Genomic DNA, 26,979 nt, shown 5'->3' on the forward strand with positions numbered 1-26,979 from the left:
GTGTCTCCAGGGGATTCATGTGTCCCATTGCCCCGCCGCCCCGGCCCGCACCGCCAGGGAGTGCGGGCCGCCGATGGCAGGGCCCGGGGGCGCGCGGCAGTGTCGCCGGGCCCGTAGCGCGGGCGGACCCGGGGCCGGACCAGGGGCGGCGGACGGGGGCGGGCCGCCACACGGGGCCATCGCAGCCACACGCGCCTCTCTCACCCGATGGTCCTACTGCACCCCCGTGCTCCTCCCGCGCTTCGGTGGCGACCCCGCCGCTCTGGACCCGCGGTGCTCCGGCGTGCAACAAACGTGACCGGGACCCCACGGCAAAGGAGCGACCATGCCTTCCGACCACCAGACCGCTGCCGCCGCCCGACCGCCGCTCGCCGACGCCCTCGGCCTGCAACCGCACCCGGAAGGCGGCTGGTACGCCGAGACCTGGGCGGTGGCCGGTGCGGACGTGCACCCGCCCGGCTATCCGGCACCGCGGGCGGCGGCCAGCGGCATCTACTTCCTGCTGCAGCCGCGCGAGGAGTCGCGCTGGCACACCGTCCGCTCCGACGAGCTGTGGCTGTGGCATCGCGGCGGCCCGCTGCTGCTCTCCCTCGGCGGCACCGGCGAGCGGCCGGTACGACGCAGATCGTGCTCGGCCCCGACATCGAGCGCGGCCAGCAGCCGCAGGCGCTGGTGCCCGGCGGGGTCTGGCAGGCCGCCCGGCCGCTGACGGACACCGAGGCGCTGGTCAGCTGCGTGGTGGCGCCCGCCTTCGACTACGCCGACTTCGCCCTGGAGCCGCCGCCCACCGCGCACGCCGAGGCCACCGCCGTACTGCCGCGGCCGCGCGCCGAGGTGTGGCCGCTGGTCGCGGACTTCGCCGGCATCGCGGGCTGGCATCCGCTGATCGCGAAGGCGACGGCCGAGCCGGGGCTGCCGGCGAACACCCCCGGCCAGCTGCGGCACCTGGTCACCGAGGGCGGGGCGGTGATCCGCGAGCGGCTGCTGCGGATGGGGGAGAGCGAGGGCGGGTACGAGTGCGTGTACGAGTTCGCCGAGTCGCCGATGGAGGTGCACGACTACCGCGCCACGCTGACCCTGGCGGACGGTCCCGACGACGGCTCCTGCCGGGGCACTTGGCGGGCGGACTTCACCCCGCACGAGCCGGCCGCGGCCGCGGAGCTCTCGCGGTACTTCGCCGACGAGGTCTTCGCGCCGGGACTGCGCGCGCTCGCCGGGAGCTGAGCGGCGGTGCGCGTTACGGCGCTGCCGCGCGCTACAGCGCCGTGTTGAAGGAGTGCAGCCGGGCCTGGCCGTCCGGCTCGGCGGTGAGCTCCAGTTCGGTGAGGGCGCCGTTGCGGACCTCCGGCATGACCCGGCGGTAGTTCCGCTCCGGGATGCCGAGGAGCAGGCACAGGGCCAGCCGGGTCACGGTGCCGTGCCCGATCACCAGCACCTTCTGCTCACCGGGGTGCGTCGTCGCGATCCGCCGGTACGCGGCCACCGCGCGGTCCGCGGCCTTCGCCGGGTCCTCGCCGCCGGGGAAGTGGTTCACCACCGGGTCGGTTTCGAAGGCATCGGCGACGGCCGGGTCGGTGGCGCGGACCTCGGCCAGCGTCCGGCCCTCGCCCATGCCGAAGTCGACCTCGATCAGGTCGGGGTCGATGTGCGCCTCGAGGCCGGTGGCCGCGGCGGCGGGCGCGGCCGTGTGCCGGGTGCGGGACAGCGGCGAGCACCAGATGGCGGCGAGGTCGGCGTCCGCCGCCCAGGTGCCCAGCGCCTCGGCCTGCCGCTCGCCGAGCTCGGTGAGGCCGATGTCGCTCACGCCGGCGTAGCGGTTGCCGCCGTGCCAGACCGTCTCGCCGTGCCGGACGAGGTAAAGGGTCGTCATCTGATAGTCATCGCCTTGTTTCGCTGCTACGGGCCGGGAATGCGGCTCTCACCTGCGAAGGTAACAGCGCCAAAGGAACAGACCAAAGGCAGTCGTCAACTGTCCGGAAAACCCTGGACATTGATGTGGCAACCGGGTTAGAAGAAGGCAGCCTTTCCCGGAGAGGAATGACCATGTCGTTCGAGCCCGTGTACATATCCCGCCGCAATGCCCTCAGAGCCGGCACCGGTGCCGCGGCCGCCCTCGGCCTCGGCGGCGGCCAGCTGGCCGCCGCAGGGGGCGCGTCGGCCGCACCCGCCGACCCGTCGGACACCGACTACATCCTCAGCTGCGACGAATGGGGCGCCCGGCCCCCGGCGGGCGAGCTGTCGATCCGCACCGGCACCACCCGCCGGATCGTGGTGCACCACATGGCGTTCCCGAACACCATGGACTTCTCGCTCGAGGCCGCCGTCGCCTGCGCCGAGCGGGTGCAGTACATCCACATGGACAAGAACGGCTGGTCGGACACCGGCAACCACTTCTCCATCAGCCGCGGCGGCTATGTGCTGGAGGGCCGGCACCGCAGCCTGGAAGGGCTGGAGGACGGCGGCTTCCAGGTCGTCAGCGCGCACGCCGTCGGCCAGAACACCCAGTCCATCGGCATCGAGAACGAGGGCACGTACATCACCGAACTGCCCACCGGGAAGCTCTGGATGTCCCTGGTGCGGCTGTGCACGACGATCTGCACCCAGTACGGCTTCGGTGCCGAGCAGATCTCAGGCCACTGGGACTGGAACGCCACCCAGTGCCCCGGCGCGAAGTTCTACTCCGCCTTCCCGCTGCTGCGGCTGCAGGTCGCCAAGGCCCTCGGGCAGCCGCTGAGCAGCATCCCGGCGCGCACCTGGCTGGACACGTACACCTCCTGCGTGGGCTCGACCGTCACGCTGCTGCAGTACCTGCTGCAGGCGGCGGGCTACGACACCGTCGCCGCGGACGGCAAGTACGGCCCGGCGACCCTCGCCGCGGTGCACGCCTTCCAGACCGCGCACGGCTTCCCGACCGCCTCGGACGGCACGATGAACGGTCCGACGTGGGAGGCGCTCGCCCCCGAGATCGGCATGGGCGCCACCGGGCCCGCCGTGCTCGCCGTGCAGTCGATGCTGAAGACCAAGCTCTTCGATGTGCAGGCCTCCGGCACGTACGACCGCGACACGTACGTCGCCGTCGCCAAGATGCAGGCCCTGCACGGCCTGCGGGTCACCGGGCGGATGGACGACGGCACCTGGTGCGCCGTGCTCGGCGGCGTGGTGAAGGAGGAGTTCCGCGCGCTGGGCAGCCGCACGGCGGCGGCGGACACGGCCGTACCGGACGCGCAGGCACTGCCCGTGCCGGCCGTCCCGCGCGGCGGCGTCGAGGCGCAGGACCCGCCGTCGTCGATGTACGAGGCCGACCCGCAGGATCAGGCCGGGGCCTGAACCGGCCAGGAGGGCCGCCCGGGCATCCTGCCGGGCGGCCCGCCGCATGGGAGCCTGTTGGCATGACCTACCGCGTCGAGTCCGAGACCGGACGCCTGGGCAGAGTGATCCTCCACCGGCCCGACCTCGAGATGAAGCGGCTCACCCCCACCAACAAGGACGACCTGCTCTTCGACGACGTGCTGTGGGTCCGCCGCGCCAAGGAGGAGCACGACGGCTTCGCGAGCGTGCTGCGCGACCGCGGCGTCGAGGTGCACCTCTTCGGCGACCTCCTCGCCGAGGCGCTCGATGTCCCGGCCGCCCGCGAACTGGTCCTCGACCGGGTCTTCGACGAGAAGGAATTCGGCCCGCTCGCCACCGACAAGCTGCGCACCTCCCTGGAGGGCCTGGAGTCCCCGACGCTGGTCGAGGACCTGGTCGGCGGGCTGACGAAGCGCGAGTACCTGGAGCGCTTTCCCGAGCCGACGTCCGTGCTCTTCCACGCCAAGCACCCGGACGACTTCCTGCTCGGCCCGCTGCCCAACCACATCTTCACCCGCGACACCTCCTGCTGGGTGTACGACGGCGTCTCCATCAACGCCATGAAGTGGCCGGCGCGGCAGCGCGAGACCGTGCACTTCGAGGCGATCTACAAGCACCATCCGCTATTCGTGGGAAGTAGCAGCACTGGGCCCGAGTCGGGCCCGTTCCACTTCTGGTCCAGGGGCCAGGAGGACTACCCCTCCACCATCGAGGGCGGCGACGTCCTCGTGATCGGCAACGGCGCCGTCCTCATCGGCATGAGCGAGCGGACCACCCCCCAGGCCGTCGAGATGATCGCCCGCGGCCTGTTCGCGGCCGGCTCGGCCCGTACGATCGTCGCCCTCGACATGCCGAAGGCCAGGGCCTTCATGCACCTCGACACCGTCATGACGATGGTCGACGGCGACACCTTCACCAAGTACGCGGGCCTGGGCATGCTGCCCTCGTACACGATCGAGCCCGGCGCGGGCGACGAGGAACTGAAGGTCACCGACCACCCAGCCGAGCACATGCACCGCGCCATCGCCGCCGCCCTCGGCCTCGACTCGATCAAGGTGCTGACCGCCACCCAGGACGTGCACTCCGCGGAGCGCGAGCAGTGGGACGACGGCTGCAATGTGCTGGCCGTCGAGCCGGGGGTGGTGATCGCGTACGAGCGGAACTCCACGACGAACACGTTCCTGCGCAAGGAGGGCATCGAGGTGATCGAGATCCGCGGCAGCGAGCTGGGGCGGGGGCGTGGCGGGCCGCGGTGCATGAGCTGCCCGGTCGAGCGCGGGCCTGTATAGTATTACGCTCTACCGTATAAATTCTCGGGAGCGCGAACCATGGCGATAGACCTGACCGGCCGCCACCTGCTCAAGGAGCTGGACCTCACCGCGGACGAGTTCCGCGGCCTGGTGGAGCTGGCCGCCGAGCTCAAGGCGGCCAAGCGCGCGGGCACCGAGCGCCCGCGGCTGGCCGGGAAGAACATCGCCCTGATCTTCGAGAAGACCTCCACCCGGACCCGCTGCGCCTTCGAGGTCGCCGCCGCCGACCAGGGGGCCTCGACCACCTACCTCGACCCGTCCGGCTCGCAGATCGGCCACAAGGAGTCGGTCAAGGACACCGCCCGGGTGCTGGGCCGGATGTTCGACGCGATCCAGTTCCGCGGCGCGGGGCAGGACGCGGTCGAGCAGCTCGGCGCGTATGCCGGCGTGCCGGTCTACAACGGCCTCACGGACGACTGGCACCCGACGCAGATGCTCGCGGATGTGCTGACGATGACCGAGCACGCCCCGGGCCGGGACCTCACCGATCTCGCCTTCGCCTACCTCGGCGACGCCCGCTTCAACATGGGCAACTCCTACCTGGTCACCGGCGCGCTGCTGGGCATGGACGTACGCATCGTCGCGCCCAAGTCCTACTGGCCGGCCGACGAGATCGTCGCCCAGGCCCGCAAGCTCGCCGAGGAGAGCGGCGCCCGGATCACCCTCACCGAGGACATCCAGGAGGGCGTCGGCGGCGCGGACTTCGTCGTCACCGACGTGTGGGTCTCCATGGGCGAGCCGAAGGAGGTCTGGGCCGAGCGGATCGAGAAGCTGGCCCCGTACGCGGTGACGATGGACGTGCTGCGCGCGACCGGCAAGCCGGACGTGAAGTTCCTGCACTGCCTCCCGGCCTTCCACGACCTGGGCACGGCGGTCGGCCGCCAGATCCACGAGCAGTACGGCCTGGACTCGCTCGAGGTCACCGACGAGGTCTTCGAATCGGCGCACTCGGTGGTCTTCGACGAGGCCGAGAACCGGATGCACACCATCAAGGCGCTGCTCGTCGCGACGCTGGCCTGACCCCTGGCTTGACCCTGACCAAAGGGCAGGCCCCAGCGTGGTCCTCGCCGGGCGCGACAGGCGTCCGGACCGGAGGATGAGGGTGTGATGGGCGAGTCGCTGCTGACGATCGGTGCCTTCGCGAGGCGCTCGCGGCTGTCGCAGAAAGCGCTGCGGCTGTACGACCGGCTCGGGCTGCTGGTGCCGGCCGAGGTCGACCAGGACAGCGGCTACCGGCGCTACGCCGCGGGCCAGCTCGACGACGCGCGGCTGATCGTGATGCTGCGGCGGCTCGACATGCCGCTCGCCGACGTCGGCCAGGTGCTCGCCGCCGAGGACCGCGCGGCGGTGCTCGACGCGTACTGGGCGCGGGCGGAGCGCCGCTTCGCCGGCCAGCGGCAGCTCGCCGGGCACCTCAGCCTCCGGCTCTCGGGCAAGGAGGAGGCCTACAGCATGTACGAGATCAAGACCCGCGACGTCCCCGAGCAGATCGTGCTCACCGAGCAGCGGCACGTCCGCCAGAGCGAGCTGCCGACCTGGATCCCGGCGGCCTGGCGGCGGCTGAACCAGGCGGCGAAGGAGCACGGCGGCCAGTCCGGGTACGACTTCGTCGTCTACTTCGGCGAGGTGTCGGACGACGGCGACGGCCCGGCCGAGGTGTGCGTGCCCATCGCCTCGTCCACGGGCGTCCCCGAGGGGGCGGCGGCCCGGGTCGAGCCGGCGCATCGCGAGGCGTACACGAGGGTGCGTAAGGCGGACATCGGGCAGCCGCAGATGCAGTCCGCGTACGAGGCCGTGGAGCAGTGGATCGGCGGGCAGGGGCTGAAGATCGCGGGCGCCTGCCGCGAGGTCGCCTGCGTCGACGACTACGACGCGGCGGGGCCTGACGACGAGGTGTATGACGTGGTGTTCGTGATCAGCGCGTAGCTGCCCGGGCGTCAGTGGTTCTTGAGGATGAACCAGACCGCCTTGCCCTGCGGCGTCAGGCGGGCGCCGGCGTCCGTGGACAGGGTCCGGATCAGCAGCAGGCCGCGGCCGGTCTCGTCCACCAGCGGGGCGGGCGGGATGTCCGCGCCGAGCAGGTTCACCGGCAGCTCCGGGTCGCGGTCGCGGACCTCGACCTGGAGGCCGGCCGGCACCAGCTGCACCCACAGCTCCACCGGGTGCGGGCCCCGGGTGTGCTCGACGGCGTTGGTGACCAGCTCGGACGTGAGCAGTTCGGCCGTGTCCAGGTCGGTCTCGGTGGCGTCGAGCTCGTGCAGCACGTTGCGGATCAGCGCCCGCGCGATCGGGACCGCGGCGGCGGTGTGCGGCAGCTCGATGCTCCAGGCGGTCACGGGGGGTCACATCCGTATCGGAAAGGGGGTGGGTACGTCCAAATCTAAGAAATCGGACACCCGCCTGGTCAGGGCCGGGCGTAGGGAGTAGCGGAGCAGAAGTGCCCTGGATCACGGGACCTTCTGCCCGGGTCTTGCGGTATCGCGTACTCGTGACGACAGTCACGTACCGGTGATACCTTCCCTCATATGAGCCCGTTCACCGGATCCGCCCGGTCCACCGGGAGCTGGGACCACCTCCGCGTCCGTACCGAGGACGGCGTCGCCACCGTCACCCTCGACCGTCCCGACAAGCTGAACGCCCTCACCTTCGGCGCGTACGCCGACCTGCGCGACCTGCTCGCCGAGCTGTCCCGCAGCCGCGGCGTGCGGGCCCTGGTGCTGGCGGGCGAGGGCCGCGGCTTCTGCTCCGGCGGCGACGTCGACGAGATCATCGGCGCCACCCTGGACATGCCGACGGGGCAGCTGCTCGACTTCAACCGCATGACCGGGCAGGTGGTGCGCGCCATCCGCGAGTGTCCCTTCCCGGTCATCGCGGCCGTGCACGGCGTCGCGGCCGGCGCGGGCGCGGTGCTGGCGCTCGCGGCGGACTTCCGCATCGCCGACCCGACCGCCCGCTTCGCCTTCCTCTTTACGAAAGTGGGCCTGAGCGGCGGCGACATGGGCGCGGCGTATCTGCTCCCGCGGGTCGTCGGCCTCGGCCACGCCACCCGGCTGCTGATGCTCGGCGACGCGGTCCGCGCGCCCGAGGCCGAACGGATCGGCCTGATCAGCCAGTTGACGGAGGAGGGCGGCGCCGACGCGGCCGCCCAGGCGCTGGCCCGCCGGCTCGCCGAAGGACCGGCCCTCGCGTACGCGCAGACCAAGGCGCTGCTCACCGCCGAGCTCGACATGCCGCTGCCGGCGTCCGTCGAGCTGGACGCCTCCACCCAGGCGCTGCTGATGACCAGCGACGACTACCGCGAGTTCCACGCCTCGTTCACCGAGAAGCGGCCGCCGAAGTGGCAGGGGAGCTGACCGCCATGCGCATCGCCGTGATCGGCGGCGGGCCGGGAGGGCTCTACGCCGCCGCCCTGCTCAAGCGCCTCGACCCCGGCCGCGAGATCACGGTCTGGGAGCGCAACGCCCCCGACGTCACCTTCGGCTTCGGCGTCGTGCTGTCGGACGAGACGCTCGGCGGCATCGAGCACGCCGACCCGGTGGTGTACGCGGCGCTGCAGGAGGAGTTCGTCCGCTGGGACGACATCGACGTGGTGCACCGCGGCCGCACCCTGCGCTCCGGCGGCCACGGCTTCGCCGCGCTGTCGCGGCGGCGGCTGCTGGCGGTGCTGCAGGACCGCTGCCGCCGGCTGGGCGTGGACCTGCGCTTCGGTACGGACGCGCCGCCGGGCCTGTCGGACGCGTACGACCTGGTCATCGCGGCGGACGGGGTGAACAGCCTGACCCGGGACCTCGCCTTCCGTCCCGCCGAGACCACCCACCGCTGCCGCTACATCTGGCTCTCCGCCCCCTTCGCCTTCGACGCCTTCCGCTTCGAGATCGCGGAGACGGAACACGGCGTAATGCAGCTGCACGGCTATCCGTACGCGGCTCCCTCCGCAGGAGACAGCGGTGCCTCGACCGTCATCGTCGAGATGCACGAGGACGTCTGGCGCCGGGCCGGCCTGGACACGGCCGACGAGCAGGAGTCCATCGACGCCTGCGGCAAGTACTTCACCGACGCCCTGCGCGGCCGCCCGCTCACCGGCAACCGCTCGCAGTGGCTGCTCTTCCGTACGATCACCAACGCCCGCTGGGCGCACGGCAATACGGTGCTGCTCGGCGACGCCGCACACACCGCGCACTTCTCCGTCGGCTCCGGCACGAAGCTCGCCGTCGAGGACGCGCTCGCGCTGGCGGCCTGCATCGAGGAGCAGCCCACGGTGCCGGAGGCCCTCGCCGCGTACGAGGCGGAGCGCAAGCCGGTCGTCGAGTCCACGCAGCGGGCCGCGCGCGCCAGCCTGCAGTGGTTCGAGGAGCTGGGGCGGTATACGGACCAGCCGCCGCGGCAGTTCGCCTTCAATCTGCTCACCCGCAGCCGCCGGGTCACCCACGACAATCTGCGGCTGCGCGATCCGGACTTCACGGCGGCGGTGGAGCGGGAGGCCGGGGTGCCGGAGGGGACCCCGCCGATGTTCACGCCCTTCCGGCTCGGCGGCCTGACGCTGCGCAACCGGGTCGTCTGCTCGCCGATGGACATGTACTCGGCGGTGGACGGCAATCCGGGCGACTTCCACCTCGTCCACCTGGGCGCCCGGGCGCTGGGCGGGGCGGGCCTGGTGATGACGGAGATGGTGTGCGTCAGCGCGGCGGGCCGGATCACGCCGGGCTGCACCGGGCTGTACGCGGACGAGCACGAGGCCGGCTGGCGGCGGGTGACGGACTTCGTGCACGCGCAGGCGCCGGGCGCGGCGATCGGCATCCAGCTCGGCCACTCCGGCCGCAAGGGCTCGACGAAGCTGATGTGGGAGGGCATCGACGAGCCGCTGCCGGACGGCAACTGGCCGGTGGTGGCCCCGTCCCCGCTCCCGTACCGGCAAGGCGTGAACCAGACCCCGCACTCCCTGCACCCCACCGAAATGGCGGCGATCAAGCAGGACTTCGCGGCGGCGGCCGAGCGCGCCGCCCGCGCCGGCTTCGACCTCCTCGAACTGCACTGCGCCCACGGCTATCTGCTGTCGTCGTTCCTCTCCCCGCTGACGAACCGGCGGACGGACGCCTACGGCGGCTCCCTCGCCGCCCGGCTGCGCTATCCGCTGGAGGTCTTCGACGCCATCCGTGACGTGTGGCCCGCCGACCGGCCGCTGACCGTACGCATCTCGGCGACGGACTGGGCGGACGGCGGCACCACGGCGGCGGACGCGGTGGAGATCGCGCGGGCGTTCACGGAGCACGGGGCGGCCGGGATCGACGTATCGACGGGCCAAGTGGTCGCGGAGGAGCGCCCGGCGTACGGCCGCTCGTACCAGACCCCGTACGCGGACCGGATCCGCAACGAGCTGGGCGTCCCGGTGATCGCGGTGGGCGCGATCTCGTCGTGGGACGACGTCAACTCCCTGATCCTGGCGGGCCGCACGGACCTGTGCGCGCTGGCCCGCCCGCACCTGTACGACCCGAACTGGACGCTGCACGCGGCGGCGGAGCAGGGCTATACGGGCCCGGGGGCCCCGTGGCCGCTGCCGTATCAGGCGGGCAGCAGGCAGCCCCCGACGGGCCGTACGGACGCCCCGAAGCCGCGGCTCACGCTGTGAGTTGCTCCACCACGAACTCCCGGCCCCGGTCCCGCAGCTCCCGGTGCAGCCGCCCGAAGACCTCCGCGGCGACCCCGCCCGGCCAGTCGTCCGGCAGCAGCGACGGGGGCAGTCCGGGGTCCGCGTACGGCAGCTGCCGCCACGCGTCGACGGCCAGCAGATAGTCCCGGAAGGCCTGCCGCGGGTCCGCGTCCGCCAGGCGCGTGAGCACCGGCTCCTGGCCCTCCAGGAACTGCCGGTGCAGCGCCGCGATCCCCTCCAGGTCCCACCACCGCGCCACCGCCGCCGCGGTCGGCGTGAATCCCTCGTGAGTGCCGCGGAAGAGCTCGACATAGGCGTTCAGTTCCAGCCGGGCGAGGGTGTGCCGCGCCTCCTCGCCGACATGCGCGGGGGCGATCCACACCCCGGGCGCCGCCTGCCCGAAGCCGAGCCGCCCGAGGCGCGAGCGCAGCAGATGCCGCTTGTTGCGCTCGGACTCCGGCACCGTGAAGACGGCGAGCGTCCACTCGCCGTCGTCCTTGACCGCGGGGCGGTCGTAGATGCGGCGGTCGCCGTCGTCGAGGGTCTGCCGGGCGTCGGCGGTGAGCGCGTACGCGCCGCCGCGCCCCGACCCGGCGGCCGCCAGGAAGCCGCGCCGCTTCAGGCGCGACACGGCGGAGCGCACGGCGGGGGCGTCCACGCCGACCTCGGCGAGCAGCCGGATGAGCGCGGCCACGGGCACGCGTCCGCCGTCCACGTCGCGTCCGTAGGCGCCGTAGAAGCTGACGATGAGTGAACCCGGGGTGCGCTGCTCTGCCACAGGATCACCCTATCGACACAGGTCAGGACTGCCGCAGCCGGAACCGCTGCAACTTCCCTGTGTGCGAGCGCGGAAGGGCGTCCACGAAGGCGATCTCGCGCGGGCACTTGAAAGGCGTCAGCTCCCCGCGCGCGAATTCCGTCAGCGCCTCCTCGGTCAGCTCCGCGTCCGCGGCCGTCACCACATACGCCACGACCACCTGCCCGCGCTCCGCGTCCGGCCGCCCGACCACCGCCGCCTCCGCGACCTGCGGATGGCGCAGCAGGGCGTCCTCGACCTCGGGGCCCGCGACGTTGTAGCCGGACGTAATGATCATGTCGTCCGCCCGTGCCACATACCGGAAGTAGCCGTCCGGCTCCCGGACATACGTGTCGCCGGTCAGATTCCATCCGTCCCGTACGTACTCCCGCTGCCGCTCATCCGCGAGATACCGGCACCCGGTCGGCCCGCGCACGGCCAGCAGCCCCGGCTCCCCGTCGGGCAGCACGGTCACCCCGTCGGGTCCGACCACCCGCGCCTCGTATCCCGGCACCGGCACCCCGGTCGTCCCCGGCCGGATCCCCTCGTCCGCCGCCGAGATGAAGATGTGCAGCAGCTCGGTGGCCCCGATGCCGTTAATGATCTTCAGCCCCAGCTGCTCGTGCCACGCGTGCCAGGTCGCCTCGGGCAGATTCTCCCCGGCCGATACGCAGCGGCGCAGCGAGCTCAGGTCGTACGAACCGGCCTCCGCGAGCATCGCGCGATACGCGGTCGGCGCGGTGAACAGCACCGACACCCGGTGCTCCGCGATCGCCGGCAGCAGCTTCTGCGGCCCGGCCTGCTCCAGCAGCAGCGCCGACGCCCCCGCCCGCAGCGGGAAGACGACCAGACCGCCGAGCCCGAAGGTGAACCCCAGCGGCGGGCTGCCCGCGAAGATGTCCTCGGGCCGCGGCCGCAGCACCTGCGCCGAGAAGGTGTCGGCGATCGCCAGCACATCGCGGTGGAAGTGCATGGTGCCCTTCGGCCGCCCGGTGGTCCCGGAGGTGAAGCCGATCAGCGCCACGTCGTCGGCCGACGTGTCGACCGCCGTGTACCACTCGGGCTGCCGGGCCGCGCGCCGCAGCAGGTCGTCGGGGGCGTCGCCGCCGTACGCGAGCATGGTCAGCCCCGGCACCTCGGCCTTCGCCAGGTCGTCGACGGAGCGGATGTCGCACAGCGCGTACCGCACCTCGGCGATCCGGCAGACCGTCGCCAGCTCGGCGGAGCGCTGCTGCGCCAGCACCGTGACGGCGACCGCGCCGGCCTTCAGCACGGCGAACCAGCAGGCGACGAGGTGCGGCGTGGTCGGGCCGCGGAGCAGCACGCGATTTCCCGGCAGGACGCCGAGTTCGCTGGTCAGGACGTGCGCGATGCGGTCGGCGTGGGACTGCAGATGCGCGTACGACCAGACCGTGCCGTCGGGCGTGCGCAGCGCCGGGCGGGCGCCGCCGAACCGTTCCACCCCGCGGTCGAGGAGCTCCGCGGCGGCGTTGAGCTGGTCGGGATAGTGCAACTCGGGCAGGGTGAACGTGAGATCGGGCCACTGGTCCGCCGGCGGAAGGTGGTCGCGGGCGAAGGTGTCCACGTGGGCCGAAGGCTTCAGCTGCATGATGCTTGCGCCCCCTAGGTGTGCCTTGTCAGGCCGATTCGAGCGTAGCGTTGGTGTGACGGGAGTCAACAGTGCGCGATATTCAAAGAATGGGGCGGTGGTCCGATGGCGAGGCGGTTCGCGCTGGAGGAGGGGGAGGAGCGGTGGTGCGCGGAGCTGCGCGCGCTGGCGCGTGAGCGGCTGCGCCCCGTGGCGGAGGCCGGTGAACCGGGGCGGGTGAACCGCCCGTTGGTCGCCGCGCTCGGCGAACTGGGGCTGCTGGAGCGGGTCTTCCCGCCCGACGGCACGCCCGTATCGGCGCTGGAGCTGTGTCTGCTGCGCGAGTCGCTCGCCCGGGAGTGCACGGAGGCGGAGACGGCGCTGGCGCTGCAGGGGCTGGGCGCGTATCCGATCGCGCTGCACGGCACCAAGGAGCTGCAGGCGCGCTGGCTGCCGCGGGTGGCGGCCGGGCAGGCGGTGGCCGCCTTCGCGCTGTCGGAGCCGGGAGCGGGCTCGGACGCGGCGGCGCTGGAGCTGGCCGCTTCGCGGGACGGGGAGGACGGCTGGCGGCTCACCGGCGAGAAGACCTGGATCTCCAACGCCCCCGAGGCCGACGTCTACACCGTCTTCGCCCGTACCACCCCGGCCGCCGGCGCCCGCGGCGTCACGGCCTTCTGCGTACCGGCGGACCGCCCGGGCCTGACCGGCTCAGCGCTGTCCATGCTCAGCCCGCACCCCATCGGCACCCTCCGCTTCGACGCCGTCCCGGTGACGACGGCCGACGTGCTCGGCGAGACCGACCGCGGCTTCACCACCGCGATGGCCACCCTCAACCTCTTCCGCCCCAGCGTCGGCGCCTTCGCCGTCGGCATGGCCCAGGCGGCCCTGGACGCCGCGCTCACCTGGGCGGGCGAGCGACAGGCCTTCGGCGCCCCACTGAAGGACCTGCAGTCGGTCGGCCACACCCTGGCCGAGATGGCCACCCGCGTGGAGTCGGCCCGGCTGCTGGTACACGCGGCGGCCGCGGCGTACGACGCGGGCGCTTCTGACGTGGCCCGCCGCGCCGCGATGGCGAAGCTCCTCGCCACCGAGACCGCCCAGTACGTCGTGGACGCCGCCGTCCAACTCCACGGCGCCCGCGCCCTCCAGTCCGGCCACCTCCTCGAACACCTCTACCGCGAGGTCCGCGCCCCGCGCATCTACGAGGGCGCCACGGAGGTGCAGCGCACGATCATCGCGAAGGAGCTCTACCGCTGATCCGGGACAGCCTCTCCGACGGTCGACAGATCCTTGAACGGCTTCAGCCGCTTCGCCTTCTCGTTGACCGACGGCGACACCCACACATCCCACCGCGGGCTGGTCGCGATGCGGCGCAGCTCATCGAGGCTCAGCGGCGGGTTCGGCGCGACGACCGGGCCGTCCTCGATATCCGAGCCATTGGAGGTGTTGACGTAGACGCGGGTGCCGTCCGGACGCAGCAGGTCGGCGTGGCGGCGCAGCAGCAGGCCCGAGCGGTCCTCATAGACGAGCAGCACCGAGCCGTCGGGGAGCTTGCCGGCCGAGCAGCTGGTGACCTCCCCCTCGCCCTCCCGCTTGTCGCAGTCGTAGAAGCCCGCGAGCCCGCCCTGCTTCTGCATGTCCCGCCCGAAGCCGCCCTGGACGCTGACGTCCGTCTCGGCGCCGGCGATGCCCGCGTCGGCCTTGAGCCGCCCGTACGCCTCGTACGCGCCCATCCGCTCGGTCGGGGAGGCCTGTCCCTGATAGCCGGAAGTGCCGCCACCCACCAGCTCCTTGAGGAGCCAGGCCGCCCCGCGCGCGGTCAGAGGCTCCTTGCCCGGTGGCGCCTCGGGATGCCTGGGCAGGAGGGTGTAATCGGGAAAATCGATCTTTCCGCCGGCCTGCTCCGCTCCCGGCAGCACGGTGACCTCCCGGTCGCCGGGCGCCACCGTCGGCAGATACGCGCCGAAGACCGAGGCCGCGGTCACCGCGGCCGCCGCGGCGAGGGTCGTACCCCCGGCCACGCCCCAGCGCCGTGCGCGCAGCCGCCGGCCGCGTCGTACGGCGCCCGCCACCAGGTCACCGGGGTGGTCGGGCGCCAGCCCGCCGACCGCGCGGCTCATGGCCTCGGTCAGCTCCGGCGCTTCGTGCTCGTCGATGTGGTCCTGTCGCATGGGCTCAGCTCCCCGCCGTCAGTGATTCGCGTTCGTCGCCGAGCAGTTCGCGCAGCCGGGCCAGCGCGGCCATGCTGCGATTGCGTACGGTGCCGGGGCGCAGCCCCAGGTCGGCCGCGGTCTGCTGCACGCTCCGGTCCTCCCAGTAGCGCAGCACCAGCACCGCCCGGTCCTTCGCCGGCAGCCGCGCGAGGGCCTGCAGCAGCGCCACCCGCAGCGCCGGGTCCGTGCCGCGCGCCGCGCCGTCGGGCGGTGCGGCCACCGGCCGCTCGCCGCTCGACTTCCGCCGGCGCTGGGCGATGTGGGCGCGGACCAGCACCGTGCGCACATACGCGTCCCGGTTGTCGGCGCCCCGCACCCGCACCCACGAGGCGTAGACCCGGGCGAGCGCCGTCTGCACCAGGTCCTCGGCCTGGTGCCAGTCGCCGCCCGTCAGGAGCAGGGCGGTGCGGAACAGCTGCGGCCCGCGGAGGTTCGCGTACTCCTCGAACTCGGCGCGCCGTCCGTTGGATCCGCCGGATCCGCCATGTCGCTCCACCCGCCCACTCCCCGCCTCGCCGTACGCGTGACCTGCTCACCCCTACGACGCGACGAGAGTACGTTCATGTCACCCGCCGCAGAGGAGCCCTTGCCACCGTGACCGTGCACCGCATCAACCCCGTGTCCCTCGCCAAGCCCTCCGGCTTCAGCCACGCCGTCACCGCCACCGGCGGGACGCTGGTCTTCCTGGCCGGGCAGACCGCGCTCGACGCGCATGGCGACATCGTCGGGGATACGCTCCCCGGCCAGTTCGAGCAGGCGCTGCGCAATCTGCTCACGGCGCTGGCGGCGTCGGACGGCGACCCGTCGCAGCTGACCCGGGTCACGGTCTATACGACCGACCCCGAGGCGTATCGCGAGCATGCGGGGGAGATCGGGCGGATCTGGAAGCGGCGGGTCGGGGACACGTATCCGGCGATGGCGCTGATCGGCGTGACCCGGCTGTGGGACGAGGCGGCGATGGTGGAGCTGGACGGGATCGCGGTGCTGCCGTAGCGGATTGCTCCGCAAGTGCGGGTGGTCCCGGCGGGCTTTGTCGCCGGGACCAGGAGTTTCCCTGCGTGCGTTGACAGCCTTCCGAGGCCCCGCCAGCCTGGCGCGGACATTGTTGCCGTAGCTACGGGCCAGGGCCGGCTCGCCCCTGAGGAGTGCGCCCATGCCCGGAATGAGACATCGCCTGTTAGCGCGCGCCGGTACGGTCCTGGGGGCCGCCGGCATCGTGGCCGCCCTGACCGTCGCCGTCCCCGCCGCCGTCGCAGAAGAGGACTTCTACACCCCGCCGTCGCCGCTCCCCGCGGGCGCGAACGGCGACGTGCTCAAGTCCCAGCAGGCGACGTACAACAACGCCAAGGCCACCCGGATCATGTACCTGAGCCGGAGCGCCAAGAACAAGCCGATCCCCGTCACCGGCAGCGTGATCGTCCCCAACGCCCCCTGGACCGGCCCCGGCGACCGCCCCATCGTCGCGTACGCACCCTTCACCGCGGGCCTCGGCGACCAGTGCGCGCCGTCGAAGGGCCTGACCGGGCAGGGCTCCGGCGACCCCGCCGGCGGCTTCCAGGGCAGCTACGTCGACGCCCTGCTCGCCAAGGGCTTCGCCGTCGCCCAGACCGACTACGAGGGCCTCGGCACCCCCGGGGAACACACCTACGTGATGCGCCTGTCGGAGGCCCACACCGTCCTCGACGCGCTCCGGGCCGCCACCCGGCTCCCGGGCACCGGCCTGGCCAAGAAGGCGCCGCTCGGCATCGCGGGCTACTCCGAGGGCGGCGGCGCCGCCGCCTCGGCCGCCGAACTCGCCTCCTCCTACGCCCCCGAGCTGAACATCAAGGGCGCCACCCCCGGCGCCGCGCCCGCCGACAAGGCGGTGCTCGCCAAGAGCCTGGACGGCGGCCTGTACGTGGCCTTCCTCGGCTACGCGCTGGTCGGTATCGACACGGCGTACCCCGAGTCGAAGATCCTCACCGACCTGGCGAACGACAAGGGCAAGGAATTCTTCGAGGCGGCCCGCAGCACCTGCACGGGCGACGCGGTCTCGAAGTACATGTTCACCAGGACCAGCTCTCTGACGAAGGACGGCCGCCCGGTCTCCGCGTATCTCGGCCAGGCCCCGTTCGACAAGATCGTGGCCGAGAACCGCATCGGCCAGGCCAAGCCCTCCATGCCGGTCCTCGTCGAGCACAGCATCTTCGACGACGTCATCCCGTACGACACGGGCAAGCAAATGGCGAAGGACTGGTGCGCGAAGGGCGCCAACACCGAGTTCCGCACCCTCCTCGGCACCCCGCTGGTCGGCGGCCACGCGACCGCGATGCCGGACGCGGTACGCGACTCCGCCGCCTGGCTCGACGACCGCTTCCGCGGCAAGCAGACCACCGGGAACTGCGGGAAGTTCTAGACACCGCCTGTTCGAGCGGCCAGGATCGATCACGCACGGGTACGGGGACGTCGACGCAAGGACAGGTGTGTCATGACCATGCAGTTCGAGGGCCCCGCGGCCGATTCGCTGTACCCGGCGGGCCGCGCTCCGCAGCGGCATTCCGGGCGTTACATCGTCAGCGGGATGCTGCTGCTCGCCTATGCCGGCGGACTGATCGCGTGGATCGTATACGCGATGCGCGACGGTCGGCAGTCGGTCGCCGATCTCGCCCAGGGGCTGGTCGACCCGGCGCAGCCGGTGGCGGCCGCGTACCTCTCTCCGTACGAGTGGATCCTGACCCTCGCCCTTATAGCCGTCGGCGTCCTCGCGCTGCTGCGCCGCCGCCTCGCCCGCGGCGGCGCGCTCGTGCTCGGCGTGATCCTGGTCGGGCTCGCGGTCCGTGACGGCATCGCGATCGGGCTGGACAGCGGCTATCGCGAGAGCTTCACGGAGCACCGGATCGGCGAGTGGTACCTGAGCACCTTCGGCGCCGCGCTGATCGTCGGCGCCGTCGTCGTCTTCCTCATGGCCCGCGCCACGGAGGACCCCGGCGAGGGCGTCGCCGCGCGCCGCTGGCCGCTGGCGGTCGGCGGCGCGCTGCTGCTGGTCTATGCCGCCGCCGCCATCGGCTGGAAGGTCTGGGAGCTGCGCCAGGACCCGGGCTACGCGGCCCCGGACACCGACCTGCGCTTCACCAAGAACGTGCCGTTCCTGCCGAACGGCGTCGAGGAGTTCTTCCGCGCCATCGGCTACCCCACCGGCAGGCAGGACCCGTCGGTCCTCGCGCCGTACTACCACCAGGCCGCGATCGTCCTGGCCCTGCTCGCCGTGGGGGTCATCGCTTTGTACGGGCGCCGCTGGGCGCGTGGCGCGATGCTGGTGCTGTCCGGTGTCCTGCTGTACCTGATGGCGCGGATCGCGGTGCTGTGGTCCACGTACGACAGCAATCTCGACGCGACCCGCGTCCCGTCCTGGACCGACATCGCCTTCGACAACACGACGGAGATCCTGCGCACCGCCACCTACCTCTTCGGCGCCCTGGCGGCGGTGACGGTCATCGTCCTCGCGCTGGCCTTCCGCGATCGCTCCGCGGACTCGTCGTCGTCGGCTACGTCGGCGACGTCGGCGACGTCGGCTTCGGACGGCGACACCCAGACGTTCTCGCCGCTGCTCTGACCGCCGCCCGCGCTGCGCCGCCGGCGCCAGTACGCCCAGGTGACGGCGGCGAGCAGCGGGCCCCAGAGGAGGAGCGGGGCATAGCAGGCGATGAAGACGAGCGTGCGCCAGCCGCCGCTGGTCAGCGGGTCGTCCTCGGCCATCGGGTCGCCCTGCAGAGTGGTCCCGGTGATGAAGGTGACGGCGAACATGCCCCACAGCGCGATCAGCGCCGCGGCGCCGAGCGCGCCGGGGACGACCGCCGCCGCCACCGGCACCCGCCGCCCGCGCAGCACCGGCACCCACCGCGGCCAGACCTCGCCCCACCGGGCGATCAGGCCGATCGCGGTGAAGGCGAGCAGCTCGGAGACGACGGACAGGAGCACGATGTAGAGCTGCACCGGGAACCACCACGGCAGCGGGCCGGAGTCGTCGAGTGCGTCGGCAGCACCGCCGAGCTGCGGATACACGCAAATGCCGAGCCGCCACAGCCCGGACGGCAGCACGACGAACGGGACGGCGAGCGCGCATCTCCTGGCCCAGCGCGGCACCCCGGGAACGGGCTGATGGGCGGCCTTCCAGGCCTTCCGTATCTCCATGCGTCCAGCCTCGCGACCGCGGCGGCCCGCTCCATCACCCGCGGGAATGGACCACCTCCGCCGCGCGGTGGAGGGCCGGTGCGCAGCTGGGCTGATACCCGAGAGCCCGGGTACTCGACCGCCCCGGGCACCCATGGAGTAGGGTTATCTCGACATCGAGATATCTGCCGAAGGCCACCCCGCGGTCGCCCCCGCTCCTTTTGGAGAAAATCGGGCGTAACGGCAGGATTGCGGTGGAAGGCGCAAAGTGACGAAGGAGACTGTCGTGTCGGCGAACAGCTTCGACGCCCGCAGCACCCTGCAGGTGGGCGGCGAGTCGTACGAGATCTTCCGGCTGGACAAGGTGGAGGGCTCCGCCCGACTGCCGTACAGCCTGAAGGTGCTGCTGGAGAACCTGCTCCGGACGGAGGACGGCGCGAACATCACCGCCGACCACATCCGGGCCCTCGGCGGCTGGGACTCCCAGGCTCAGCCGAGCCAGGAGATCCAGTTCACGCCCGCCCGCGTGATCATGCAGGACTTCACCGGCGTGCCCTGCGTCGTCGACCTCGCCACCATGCGCGAGGCCGTGAAGGAGCTCGGCGGCGATGCCGACAAGATCAACCCGCTGGCCCCGGCCGAGCTGGTCATCGACCACTCCGTCATCGCCGACAAGTTCGGCACCAACGACGCCTTCAAGCAGAATGTCGACCTCGAGTACGGCCGCAACAAGGAGCGCTACCAGTTCCTGCGCTGGGGCCAGACCGCCTTCGACGAGTTCAAGGTCGTCCCGCCCGGCACCGGCATCGTCCACCAGGTGAACATCGAGAAGCTGGCCCGGGTCGTCATGACCCGTAACGGCGTCGCCTACCCGGACACCCTGGTCGGCACCGACTCGCACACCACCATGGTCAACGGCCTCGGCGTCCTCGGCTGGGGCGTCGGCGGCATCGAGGCCGAGGCCGCGATGCTCGGCCAGCCGGTGTCCATGCTGATCCCGCGGGTCGTCGGCTTCAAGCTGACCGGTGAGCTCAAGCCCGGCACCACCGCCACCGACCTGGTGCTGACCATCACCGAGATGCTGCGCAAGCACGGTGTCGTCGGCAAGTTCGTCGAGTTCTACGGCGAGGGCGTCGCCGCCACCTCCCTCGCCAACCGCGCCACCATCGGCAACATGTCGCCGGAGTTCGGCTCCACCGCCGCGATCTTCCCGATCGACGACGAGACGCTCAAGTACATGCGCCTGACCGGCCGTTCCGACGAGCAGGTCGCGCTCGTCGAGGCGTACGCCAAGGAGCAGGGCATGTGGCTGGACCCGGCCGCCGAGCCGGACTTCTCCGAGAAGCTCGAGCTGGACCTGTCGACGGTCGTCCCGTCGATCGCAGGGCCGAAGCGCCCGCAGGACCGCATCGTCCTCGCCAACGCCGCCGAGCAGTTCAAGCAGGACGTCCTCAACTACGTCGACTCGGTCGACGAGTCCGGCAAGGAGTCCTTCCCGGCCTCCGACGCCCCGGCCGTCTCGCCGAACGGCGTCCCGTCGAACCCGGTCCCGGTGACCGCCCCCGACGGCACCACGTACGAGCTGGACCACGGCGCGGTGACGGTCGCGGCCATCACCTCCTGCACCAACACCTCGAACCCGTACGTGATGGTCGCCGCCGCGCTCGTCGCGAAGAAGGCCGTCGAGAAGGGCCTGACCCGCAAGCCGTGGGTCAAGACCACCCTCGCCCCGGGCTCGAAGGTCGTCACCGACTACTTCGACAAGTCAGGCCTGACCCCGTACCTGGACAAGGTCGGCTTCAACCTCGTCGGCTACGGCTGCACCACCTGCATCGGCAACTCCGGCCCGCTGCCGGACGAGGTCTCCAAGGCCGTCAACGACCACGACCTCGCGGTGACGTCGGTCCTCTCCGGCAACCGGAACTTCGAGGGCCGCATCAACCCCGACGTCAAGATGAACTACCTGGCCTCCCCGCCGCTGGTCGTCGCGTACGCCATCGCGGGCTCCATGAAGGTGGACATCACCAAGGACGCCCTCGGTATCGACCAGGACGGCAAGCCGGTCTACCTCGAAGACATCTGGCCGTCCGAGGCGGAGGTCAACGACGTCGTCGCCAACGCCATCGGCGAGGACATGTTCTCCAAGTCCTACGAGGACGTCTTCGCCGGCGACGCCCAGTGGCAGGCGCTGCCGGTCCCGACCGGCAACACCTTCGAGTGGGACACCGAGTCCACCTACGTCCGCAAGCCCCCGTACTTCGAGGGCATGCAGATGGACCCGTCCCCGGTCGAGGACATCGCGGGCGCCCGCGTGCTGGCGAAGCTCGGCGACTCGGTCACCACCGACCACATCTCGCCGGCGGGCGCGATCAAGGCCGACACCCCGGCCGGCACGTACCTCACGGAGCACGGCGTCGAGCGCCGCGACTTCAACAGCTACGGCTCCCGCCGCGGCAACCACGAGGTCATGATCCGCGGCACCTTCGCCAACATCCGCCTGCGCAACCAGATCGCGCCGGGCACGGAGGGCGGCTACACCCGCGACTTCACGAAGGCCGAAGCCCCGGTGTCGTTCATCTACGACGCCTCGCGCAACTACATCGACCAGGGCATCCCGCTGGTCGTGCTGGCCGGCAAGGAGTACGGCTCCGGCTCGTCCCGCGACTGGGCCGCCAAGGGCACCGCGCTGCTCGGCGTGAAGGCCGTCATCGCCGAGTCGTACGAGCGCATCCACCGCTCGAACCTGATCGGCATGGGCGTGCTGCCGCTGCAGTTCCCCGAGGGCGCCACGGCCGAGTCGCTCGGCCTGACCGGCGAGGAGGCCTTCACCTTCACCGGCATCACCGCGCTGAACGACGGCGGCATCCCGGAGACGGTCAAGGTCACCACGGACAGCGGCGTGGAGTTCGACGCCAAGGTCCGCATCGACACCCCCGGCGAGGCGGACTACTACCGCAACGGCGGCATCATGCAGTACGTGCTGCGGTCGCTGATCCGCGGCTGACGCGTCCGTAACAGGCCTGAGGGCCGCACCCCCGCCGCTGTGCGGGAGTGCGGCCCTCTGCCGTGTGCGTCGGGATCAGGACGTGATCAGGGAGTCTGCTTCAGCACCACCTGATCGGAGCCGGACAGGCCGGTGGAGTCCGCGTACTCCGCGACGAAGACGGCCGTGATCTCGTTCGGGTCGTGGCCGCTGACCGGCGCGGTCTGGATGGTGCCCGTGCAGCCCGCGGCCGTTGTCTGCGGGTGGCCGTGGGTCTCGTGTCCGATGAGGTAGTGGACCTGGACCTTGCTGCAGTCGATCGGGTCCTCGTCGGTCACCTTGACCTCGAAGGCGACCGCGTCGCCGAACGTGAACGGCTGGTTCGCGGCCGGCTTCACCAGCTCCACCACCGGAGCCTGGTTGCCGACCGTGATGTCCACGTCCCAGGACGCGTGCCGGCCGTGCTCATCGGTGACGGTGAGCGTCGCCTTGAACACGCCGTCCTTGGTGTACGTGTACGACGGATTGGCGGACCGGGAGTCCGTACGGCCGTCGCCGTTGAAGTCCCACGCGTAGCGGAGCTTGTCGCCGTCCGGGTCGGACGTGCCCGCGCTGGAGAAGTCGACCTTCAGCGGGGACAGGCCCTTGACCGGCGTCGCGCTGATCTTCGGGTCCGGCGCGTGGTTGCCGCCGGGGCCGATGTAGTCGATGCGGGCCAGCTGGGCGTCTTCGTTCTCGCTGAAGTAGCCGTCGCCGTACTCGAGGACATAGAGCGCGCCGTCCGGGCCGAACTCGATGTCCATCGGGTTGTCGACCGTCGGGCTGCCGACCGTCGGCACGACCGGGTTGATCGCCGCCACCTTGCCGGAGCTGTCGAGGCGGAACTCCTTGATGTAGTCGCGGGTCCACTCGTGGAACAGCGGCACACCGTCGTAGTAGCGCGGCCAGGCCACCGAGCCGGGCTTGTTCGCCACCCGGCGGTTGTAGTCGTACGCCGGTCCCGCCATCGGGCCGATGCTGCCGGTGCCGAGGCCGGGGAACTCGGCCGAGGCGCTGTACGAGTACCAGACGTCCGGCTGCTGCACCGGCGGCAGCTCGGTCAACCCGGTGTTGTTCGGCGACTGGTTGACCGGCTTGGCGCAGTCGAAGGCCCCGCGCGACTCACCGGTGGCGAAGTCGTAGTCCTGATACGGCATGGTCGGCGTCACGCAGTACGGCCAGCCGTAGTTGCCCGCCTTGTTCACCTGGAACCAGCGGCCGTGGCCTGCCGGGCCGCGCTTCGGGTCGGCCTGCCTGGCATCGGGCGAGTAGTCGGCCACGTAGACCGCGCCCGTCTCGCGGTTGACCTCGATCCGGAACGGGTTGCGCATGCCCATGGCGTAGATCTCGGGCTTGGTCTTCGGGGTGCCCTTCTTGAAGAGGTTGCCGCCGGGTATCGCGTACGAGCCGTCGCGGCCGACCTTGATGCGCAGCACCTTGCCGCGCAGGTCGTTCGTGTTGGCGGAGGTGCGCTGCGCGTCCATGGCCGGGTGCCGGGTGGAGCGCTCGTCGATCGGGGAGTAGCCCTGCGACTCGAACGGGTTGGTGTCGTCGCCCGTCGTCAAGTAGAGGTTGCCGTCGCCGTCGAAGGCGATGTCACCGCCGACGTGGCAGCAGATGCCCCGGTCCACCGGCACCTGCATGATCTTCTGCTCGGTGTCCATGTGCAGCTTGCCGCCGGTGAACTTGAAGCGCGACAGCTGCAGATGGCCCTTGAACTTGTCCCAGTCGGCCGAGGTGCCGTCGAACGGCGCGTCACCCTCGTTGGCCGGGGTGACCGGGTCGTCGACCGGCGTGTCCAGCTTGGGCGAGTAGTAGAGATACACCCAGCGGTTCTTCTCGAAGCCGGGGTCGATCGCCACGTTCTGCAGGCCCTCTTCGTCGTGCAGGTAGAGGTCCATCTCGGCGACCAGCTTGTTGACCCCGGAGTCGGGGTTGTTCTGCCATATCTGGCCCTTGCGGGTCACGTGCAGGACCGTCTTGTCCGGCAGCACGGCGAGGTCCATCGGCTCGCCGGGCCGGTCGTTGAGGGTGACCTTCTCGAAGCTGGAGTCGGGGGGTGGCGCGTCGGCGCCGGCGGATGCCGCGGGTGCGGCGGAGTCGGTCGCCGGGGGTGCTGCCGAGACACCGGGCGCCGTGAGGAGTGCGGCAGTGACCAGACCGGCCACGACCGCGCTGAATCTTCCTAGCCTGCGTCTTCCTAAGCTGAGTCTTCCGGACATCAACCCTCCCAGGGACTTGAGAGGACAGGCGGGAGTACTGGTGCTGTGCAGCCACCACCGCTGAAGCAGCGCACCACATCGACCCCCCGCCCCCCACCCTCTCCAAAGGCGACAGCGGCGCTCTGGAGGCTAAGGCTCTTTCACCGGCTTACCAATGGCTATGACCGGAATTGGCAAAACTTCGTCCTGAGTCAGGGGAAACTGCCTAGTCGCGGGTCAGCTCGGCGACGCCGTCGGCGCAGCCGAAGCGGACCGTCCGCGGCAGCAGCTCCTCCAGCTTCGACTCGGGGCCGGGGCTCAGCCGGGCGCCGCGGACGGGGATGTCCTGGCCGTCGAGGGCCACGAAGGCCCGTGGATACGGGCCGAGTTGGGCCCGCACCAGGGCGTCGATCTCCGGGTACGTCATCGCGTGGTCGAGGCGGCCGTCCGCCGGGCGGCGCTTGGGCCAGCGGGTGGCTTCGGCGTCGTTCTGCGGGGTGCCCTCCGGCCGGCTGGCGGACAGCCGCTCGGCCAGGTCGTGGCCGGCGGTGAAGTGGGTGTGGCCGACGCGGTGGAAGAGCGACGCCGAGGTCTCGCGCGGGCGCACCGGCAGCTCGTACTGGGCGATCAGCGGGCCGGTGTCGGCCCCGGCCCGGAGGAGGAAGACCGAAAGGGCCGTGGAGTCCAGGCCCTTGATGATCGTCCAGGGGATCGGCGCCTGGCCGCGGCCGAACGGCAGCCGGGTGGGGTGCATGCCGATGGCGCCGGCCGCGGGGACCGCCAGCACCTCCGGCGGTATCAGCCGGGACCAGCCGATCACCAGCAGGTAGTCCGGCGCGCAGGCGCGGATCCGGTCGGCCGAGGCCCGTAGCGTCGGGTCCTTTGCCTCGGCGAAGTCCGCGCCCTGCTCCGCGGCCAGGTCGGCGAGTCCGGCGTAACCCACCGTCCCCGGCGCCTTCGCGGCCGGCAGGCCGATCATCAGCGGGACCTCCAGGTTGCCTTCCAGCCAGGCCGCGGACGAGAAGATTCCCTCGTAGGCGCGGCGGCCGAAGATGTGCCCTGACACCAGCACCAGACGTGTCGGCACCGTCAGTTCCCTTCCGTTACGTCGAGGATGTCGAGTGCGCCCGTCGCCGGGTCCGTCGCATAGGCGAACTGGGCGGTGGGGCGGTGGTCGAGCACGCCGAGCGGCCCGGCCGCGGCGGCGAACCGGCCGGGGTCGGCCAGCAGTTCCATGCCGGCCCGGGCCGCGGCGCCGGTGGTGGCGGCCGTCGCCACGACGGTGGCGCCGTCGAGGAACGGGCCCGCGACGCGGGCGACATAGCCCGCGTGCGGGTGCGGCAGCGGGCTGCCGGTGCGGAGGTCGGAAAGGCGGCCGTCGGTTGTCACCTCCCACGCGAGCCGGCCGGAGCCGGAGAGCTTCGCGGTGATCTGGTTCGACGCGGCGTCGCCCATGGCGATGACGCTGCCGGCGCTGGCGGCGGCGAGCGCCTCGTCGGTGTTCGCGTACGTCTCCCGCAGCGGGTACGGCGGCGGCCAGCAATCGATGAAGGCCTGGCGCAGCACGTCCTGGGCGACGCGCCAGTGCGGCGGCTCGTGGGGGTCGAGGCGGTGCTCGGCCCCGTAGAGCAGGGTGAGGGTGCCGTCCGCGACGACCGGCTGCCAGAAGCGGTGGAAGGGCGAGTCGCTCAGCCCGACGGACTTGCGCAGGGCGTCGGCGGTGCCGTACTGGACGCTGGTCTCGAAGCCCTCGGCCCGGGCGAGGCGGGCCAGTCGGCCGAGGCCTGCCTCGTACGTCGCGAGGTCGAGGCGGTCCATGCGCGGCTGCTGGGTGGCGTAGCAGCGCAGCGCCTGGTCCTTGCGGGCGAGGCGCTGCGGGGTGACGTGGACGAAGACCCGGGGGGAGAAGCGGTCGGGCTCGGCGGAGATGTGCACCGAGAAGTGCAGGAAGGCCGTGTCGCGGAAGACGGCGTGGGCGATGCGGTTCGCCTCGACGTGGTCGTTGTGGCTGTCGGCCTGGGTGTGGGTGACGACCACGTCGGGGGCGATCCGGTGCTGCCGCAGCAGCCGCCGGATCCGGTCCACCACCGCGGCGTCCGCACGCAGATGGCCGTCCCGCAGGCCGGCGAAGAGCACGTGCCGCCGCGCCACGCCCAGCTCCGCCGCCGCCCGTACGGCCTCCGCCCGGCGGCGGTCGCCGCAGCCGTCCTCGTCGGTGAGGATCAGGAAGGCGACCGGGTGCCCGAGTTCGCGCGCCTTCGCGATCAGCGCCCCGGCACCGATCTCGATGTCGTCCGGGTGGGCGCCGACGGCCAGGATCCGCAGCCCGGTCACGCTACAGTCCGGCCTCGCGCACATGCCGCGGCACCAGGTCCCGGCAGCGCGCGTCCCAGTCGGCGGCCCGTGGGCCCGGGTGGTCGCCGAAGCGGCCGGTGGGGAGGGTGACGGTCTTCTCCGTCCCGGCTTCGAAGAGCTTCTCGGCGGAGTTCACCGCCGCCGGGAGGGACGCCTCGTCCCAGCCGGAGTTGAGCAGGCGCACGACGGTGGCGGCGCGGGTCTCGGCGACGCCCTTCCAGCCGCCCCGTACAAGATTGGCGAGGCCCACGAGGGAGCGCGGCTCGAGGCGCTCGCAGGCGAGGACGGCGAGGGTCGCGTCGCATTCGGTGCCGACGAGGTGCTCGGCCAGCCAGCGGGTGGGGAGGGTG

At 71.8% G+C, this 26,979-nt stretch carries 23 protein-coding genes; 12 read left to right on the forward strand and 11 right to left on the reverse strand.

Going from position 1 to position 26,979, the window contains the following annotated elements; genetic code table 11:
- Positions 1 to 325 precede the first annotated feature (325 nt).
- Together G5C51_RS13765 and G5C51_RS43020 are read left to right on the forward strand one after the other, a co-directional pair.
- Positions 326 to 709 (forward strand): cupin domain-containing protein, encoded by a 384-nt coding sequence (locus tag G5C51_RS13765; protein ID WP_276617625.1) that lies wholly within the window; start codon positions 326 to 328, stop codon positions 707 to 709.
- Positions 628 to 1,224, forward strand: a complete 597-nt coding sequence (locus tag G5C51_RS43020; RefSeq protein ID WP_338118126.1) for a cupin domain-containing protein — start codon at positions 628 to 630, stop codon at positions 1,222 to 1,224. The genes G5C51_RS13765 and G5C51_RS43020 overlap by 82 nt, the downstream gene beginning before the upstream one ends.
- Before the next feature lie 31 nt (positions 1,225 to 1,255).
- Here G5C51_RS43020 and G5C51_RS13770 read toward each other — a convergent pair whose 3' ends face one another.
- On the reverse strand, positions 1,256 to 1,870 hold the full coding sequence (locus tag G5C51_RS13770) for a histidine phosphatase family protein (protein WP_165236938.1): 615 nt from the start codon (positions 1,868 to 1,870) through the stop codon (positions 1,256 to 1,258).
- A 173-nt stretch (positions 1,871 to 2,043) separates the two neighbouring features.
- Between G5C51_RS13770 and G5C51_RS13775 the strand changes: the two genes are divergently transcribed.
- From G5C51_RS13775 to G5C51_RS13790, 4 genes are all read left to right on the forward strand, one after another.
- Complete coding sequence (locus G5C51_RS13775) at positions 2,044 to 3,327, forward strand: peptidoglycan recognition protein family protein (RefSeq protein WP_206313803.1); 1,284 nt, start codon at positions 2,044 to 2,046, stop codon at positions 3,325 to 3,327.
- A 62-nt stretch (positions 3,328 to 3,389) separates the two neighbouring features.
- Complete coding sequence (locus tag G5C51_RS13780) at positions 3,390 to 4,637, forward strand: arginine deiminase (protein ID WP_165236940.1); 1,248 nt, start codon at positions 3,390 to 3,392, stop codon at positions 4,635 to 4,637.
- A gap of 39 nt (positions 4,638 to 4,676) precedes the next feature.
- Positions 4,677 to 5,678, forward strand: coding sequence for an ornithine carbamoyltransferase (argF, locus tag G5C51_RS13785; RefSeq protein WP_165236941.1), 1,002 nt, complete (start codon positions 4,677 to 4,679; stop codon positions 5,676 to 5,678).
- A gap of 87 nt (positions 5,679 to 5,765) precedes the next feature.
- Positions 5,766 to 6,584 carry a MerR family transcriptional regulator gene (locus G5C51_RS13790; protein WP_165236943.1) on the forward strand — a complete coding sequence of 273 codons (819 nt, stop codon included), beginning with the start codon at positions 5,766 to 5,768 and terminating at the stop codon, positions 6,582 to 6,584.
- 11 nt (positions 6,585 to 6,595) lie between these two features.
- Here G5C51_RS13790 and G5C51_RS13795 read toward each other — a convergent pair whose 3' ends face one another.
- Complete coding sequence (locus G5C51_RS13795; protein ID WP_165236945.1) at positions 6,596 to 6,994, reverse strand: ATP-binding protein; 399 nt, start codon at positions 6,992 to 6,994, stop codon at positions 6,596 to 6,598.
- A gap of 189 nt (positions 6,995 to 7,183) precedes the next feature.
- Between G5C51_RS13795 and G5C51_RS13800 the strand changes: the two genes are divergently transcribed.
- Together G5C51_RS13800 and G5C51_RS13805 are read left to right on the forward strand one after the other, a co-directional pair.
- Positions 7,184 to 8,011 (forward strand): enoyl-CoA hydratase family protein, encoded by an 828-nt coding sequence (locus G5C51_RS13800; protein WP_165236947.1) that lies wholly within the window; start codon positions 7,184 to 7,186, stop codon positions 8,009 to 8,011.
- Positions 8,012 to 8,016: 5 nt separating this feature from the next.
- Positions 8,017 to 10,284: a bifunctional salicylyl-CoA 5-hydroxylase/oxidoreductase gene (locus G5C51_RS13805; RefSeq protein ID WP_165236949.1), complete on the forward strand. Its 2,268-nt coding sequence runs from the start codon at positions 8,017 to 8,019 to the stop codon at positions 10,282 to 10,284.
- Here the strand turns inward: G5C51_RS13805 and G5C51_RS13810 are convergent.
- On the reverse strand, positions 10,274 to 11,083 hold the full coding sequence (locus G5C51_RS13810; RefSeq protein ID WP_165236950.1) for a PaaX family transcriptional regulator C-terminal domain-containing protein: 810 nt from the start codon (positions 11,081 to 11,083) through the stop codon (positions 10,274 to 10,276). The two genes, G5C51_RS13805 and G5C51_RS13810, sit on opposite strands and share 11 nt — an antisense overlap.
- A 22-nt stretch (positions 11,084 to 11,105) precedes the next feature.
- Positions 11,106 to 12,710, reverse strand: coding sequence for an AMP-binding protein (locus tag G5C51_RS13815; protein WP_165236951.1), 1,605 nt, complete (start codon positions 12,708 to 12,710; stop codon positions 11,106 to 11,108).
- Positions 12,711 to 12,815: 105 nt separating this feature from the next.
- Between G5C51_RS13815 and G5C51_RS13820 the strand changes: the two genes are divergently transcribed.
- On the forward strand, positions 12,816 to 13,946 hold the full coding sequence (locus G5C51_RS13820; RefSeq protein ID WP_165236952.1) for an acyl-CoA dehydrogenase family protein: 1,131 nt from the start codon (positions 12,816 to 12,818) through the stop codon (positions 13,944 to 13,946).
- Here the strand turns inward: G5C51_RS13820 and G5C51_RS13825 are convergent.
- A complete protein-coding gene (locus G5C51_RS13825; protein ID WP_165236953.1) occupies positions 13,937 to 14,860 on the reverse strand; it encodes a hypothetical protein in 924 nt (307 codons plus the stop codon). The two genes, G5C51_RS13820 and G5C51_RS13825, sit on opposite strands and share 10 nt — an antisense overlap.
- Before the next feature lie 4 nt (positions 14,861 to 14,864).
- The gene (locus G5C51_RS13830) at positions 14,865 to 15,398 is read right to left on the reverse strand and encodes a SigE family RNA polymerase sigma factor (RefSeq protein WP_165236954.1); all 534 of its coding nucleotides are present in this window, start codon (positions 15,396 to 15,398) and stop codon (positions 14,865 to 14,867) included.
- A gap of 98 nt (positions 15,399 to 15,496) precedes the next feature.
- Here G5C51_RS13830 and G5C51_RS13835 point away from each other — a divergent pair, with 98 nt between their 5' ends.
- Both G5C51_RS13835 and G5C51_RS13840 read left to right on the forward strand, forming a co-directional pair.
- Positions 15,497 to 15,895, forward strand: coding sequence for a Rid family hydrolase (locus G5C51_RS13835; protein ID WP_165236955.1), 399 nt, complete (start codon positions 15,497 to 15,499; stop codon positions 15,893 to 15,895).
- Between the two features lie 160 nt (positions 15,896 to 16,055).
- Entirely contained in the window at positions 16,056 to 17,297 is a 1,242-nt protein-coding gene (locus G5C51_RS13840; protein WP_165236956.1) for a lipase family protein, read from the forward strand.
- Positions 17,298 to 18,340: 1,043 nt separating this feature from the next.
- Here the strand turns inward: G5C51_RS13840 and G5C51_RS44280 are convergent.
- Positions 18,341 to 19,072: a hypothetical protein gene (locus G5C51_RS44280; protein WP_420824805.1), complete on the reverse strand. Its 732-nt coding sequence runs from the start codon at positions 19,070 to 19,072 to the stop codon at positions 18,341 to 18,343.
- Between the two features lie 265 nt (positions 19,073 to 19,337).
- Between G5C51_RS44280 and acnA the strand changes: the two genes are divergently transcribed.
- Positions 19,338 to 22,055: an aconitate hydratase AcnA gene (acnA, locus tag G5C51_RS13855; RefSeq protein ID WP_165236959.1), complete on the forward strand. Its 2,718-nt coding sequence runs from the start codon at positions 19,338 to 19,340 to the stop codon at positions 22,053 to 22,055.
- Between the two features lie 86 nt (positions 22,056 to 22,141).
- Here the strand turns inward: acnA and G5C51_RS13860 are convergent, their stop codons facing one another.
- From G5C51_RS13860 to G5C51_RS13875, 4 genes are all read right to left on the reverse strand, one after another.
- Positions 22,142 to 24,241 carry a PQQ-dependent sugar dehydrogenase gene (locus tag G5C51_RS13860; protein WP_338118127.1) on the reverse strand — a complete coding sequence of 700 codons (2,100 nt, stop codon included), beginning with the start codon at positions 24,239 to 24,241 and terminating at the stop codon, positions 22,142 to 22,144.
- A gap of 259 nt (positions 24,242 to 24,500) precedes the next feature.
- Positions 24,501 to 25,361, reverse strand: a complete 861-nt coding sequence (locus tag G5C51_RS13865; protein ID WP_165236963.1) for a formyltransferase family protein — start codon at positions 25,359 to 25,361, stop codon at positions 24,501 to 24,503.
- A 2-nt stretch (positions 25,362 to 25,363) separates the two neighbouring features.
- Complete coding sequence (locus G5C51_RS13870) at positions 25,364 to 26,608, reverse strand: PIG-L family deacetylase (RefSeq protein ID WP_165236965.1); 1,245 nt, start codon at positions 26,606 to 26,608, stop codon at positions 25,364 to 25,366.
- Position 26,609: 1 nt separating this feature from the next.
- Positions 26,610 to 26,979, reverse strand: a 370-nt coding sequence (locus G5C51_RS13875; RefSeq protein ID WP_165236967.1) for a hypothetical protein, incomplete at its 5' end; no start/stop codon positions are given.

Source organism: Streptomyces coryli, from assembly GCF_011044975.1.
GTDB classification, from domain to species: domain Bacteria; phylum Actinomycetota; class Actinomycetes; order Streptomycetales; family Streptomycetaceae; genus Streptomyces; species Streptomyces coryli.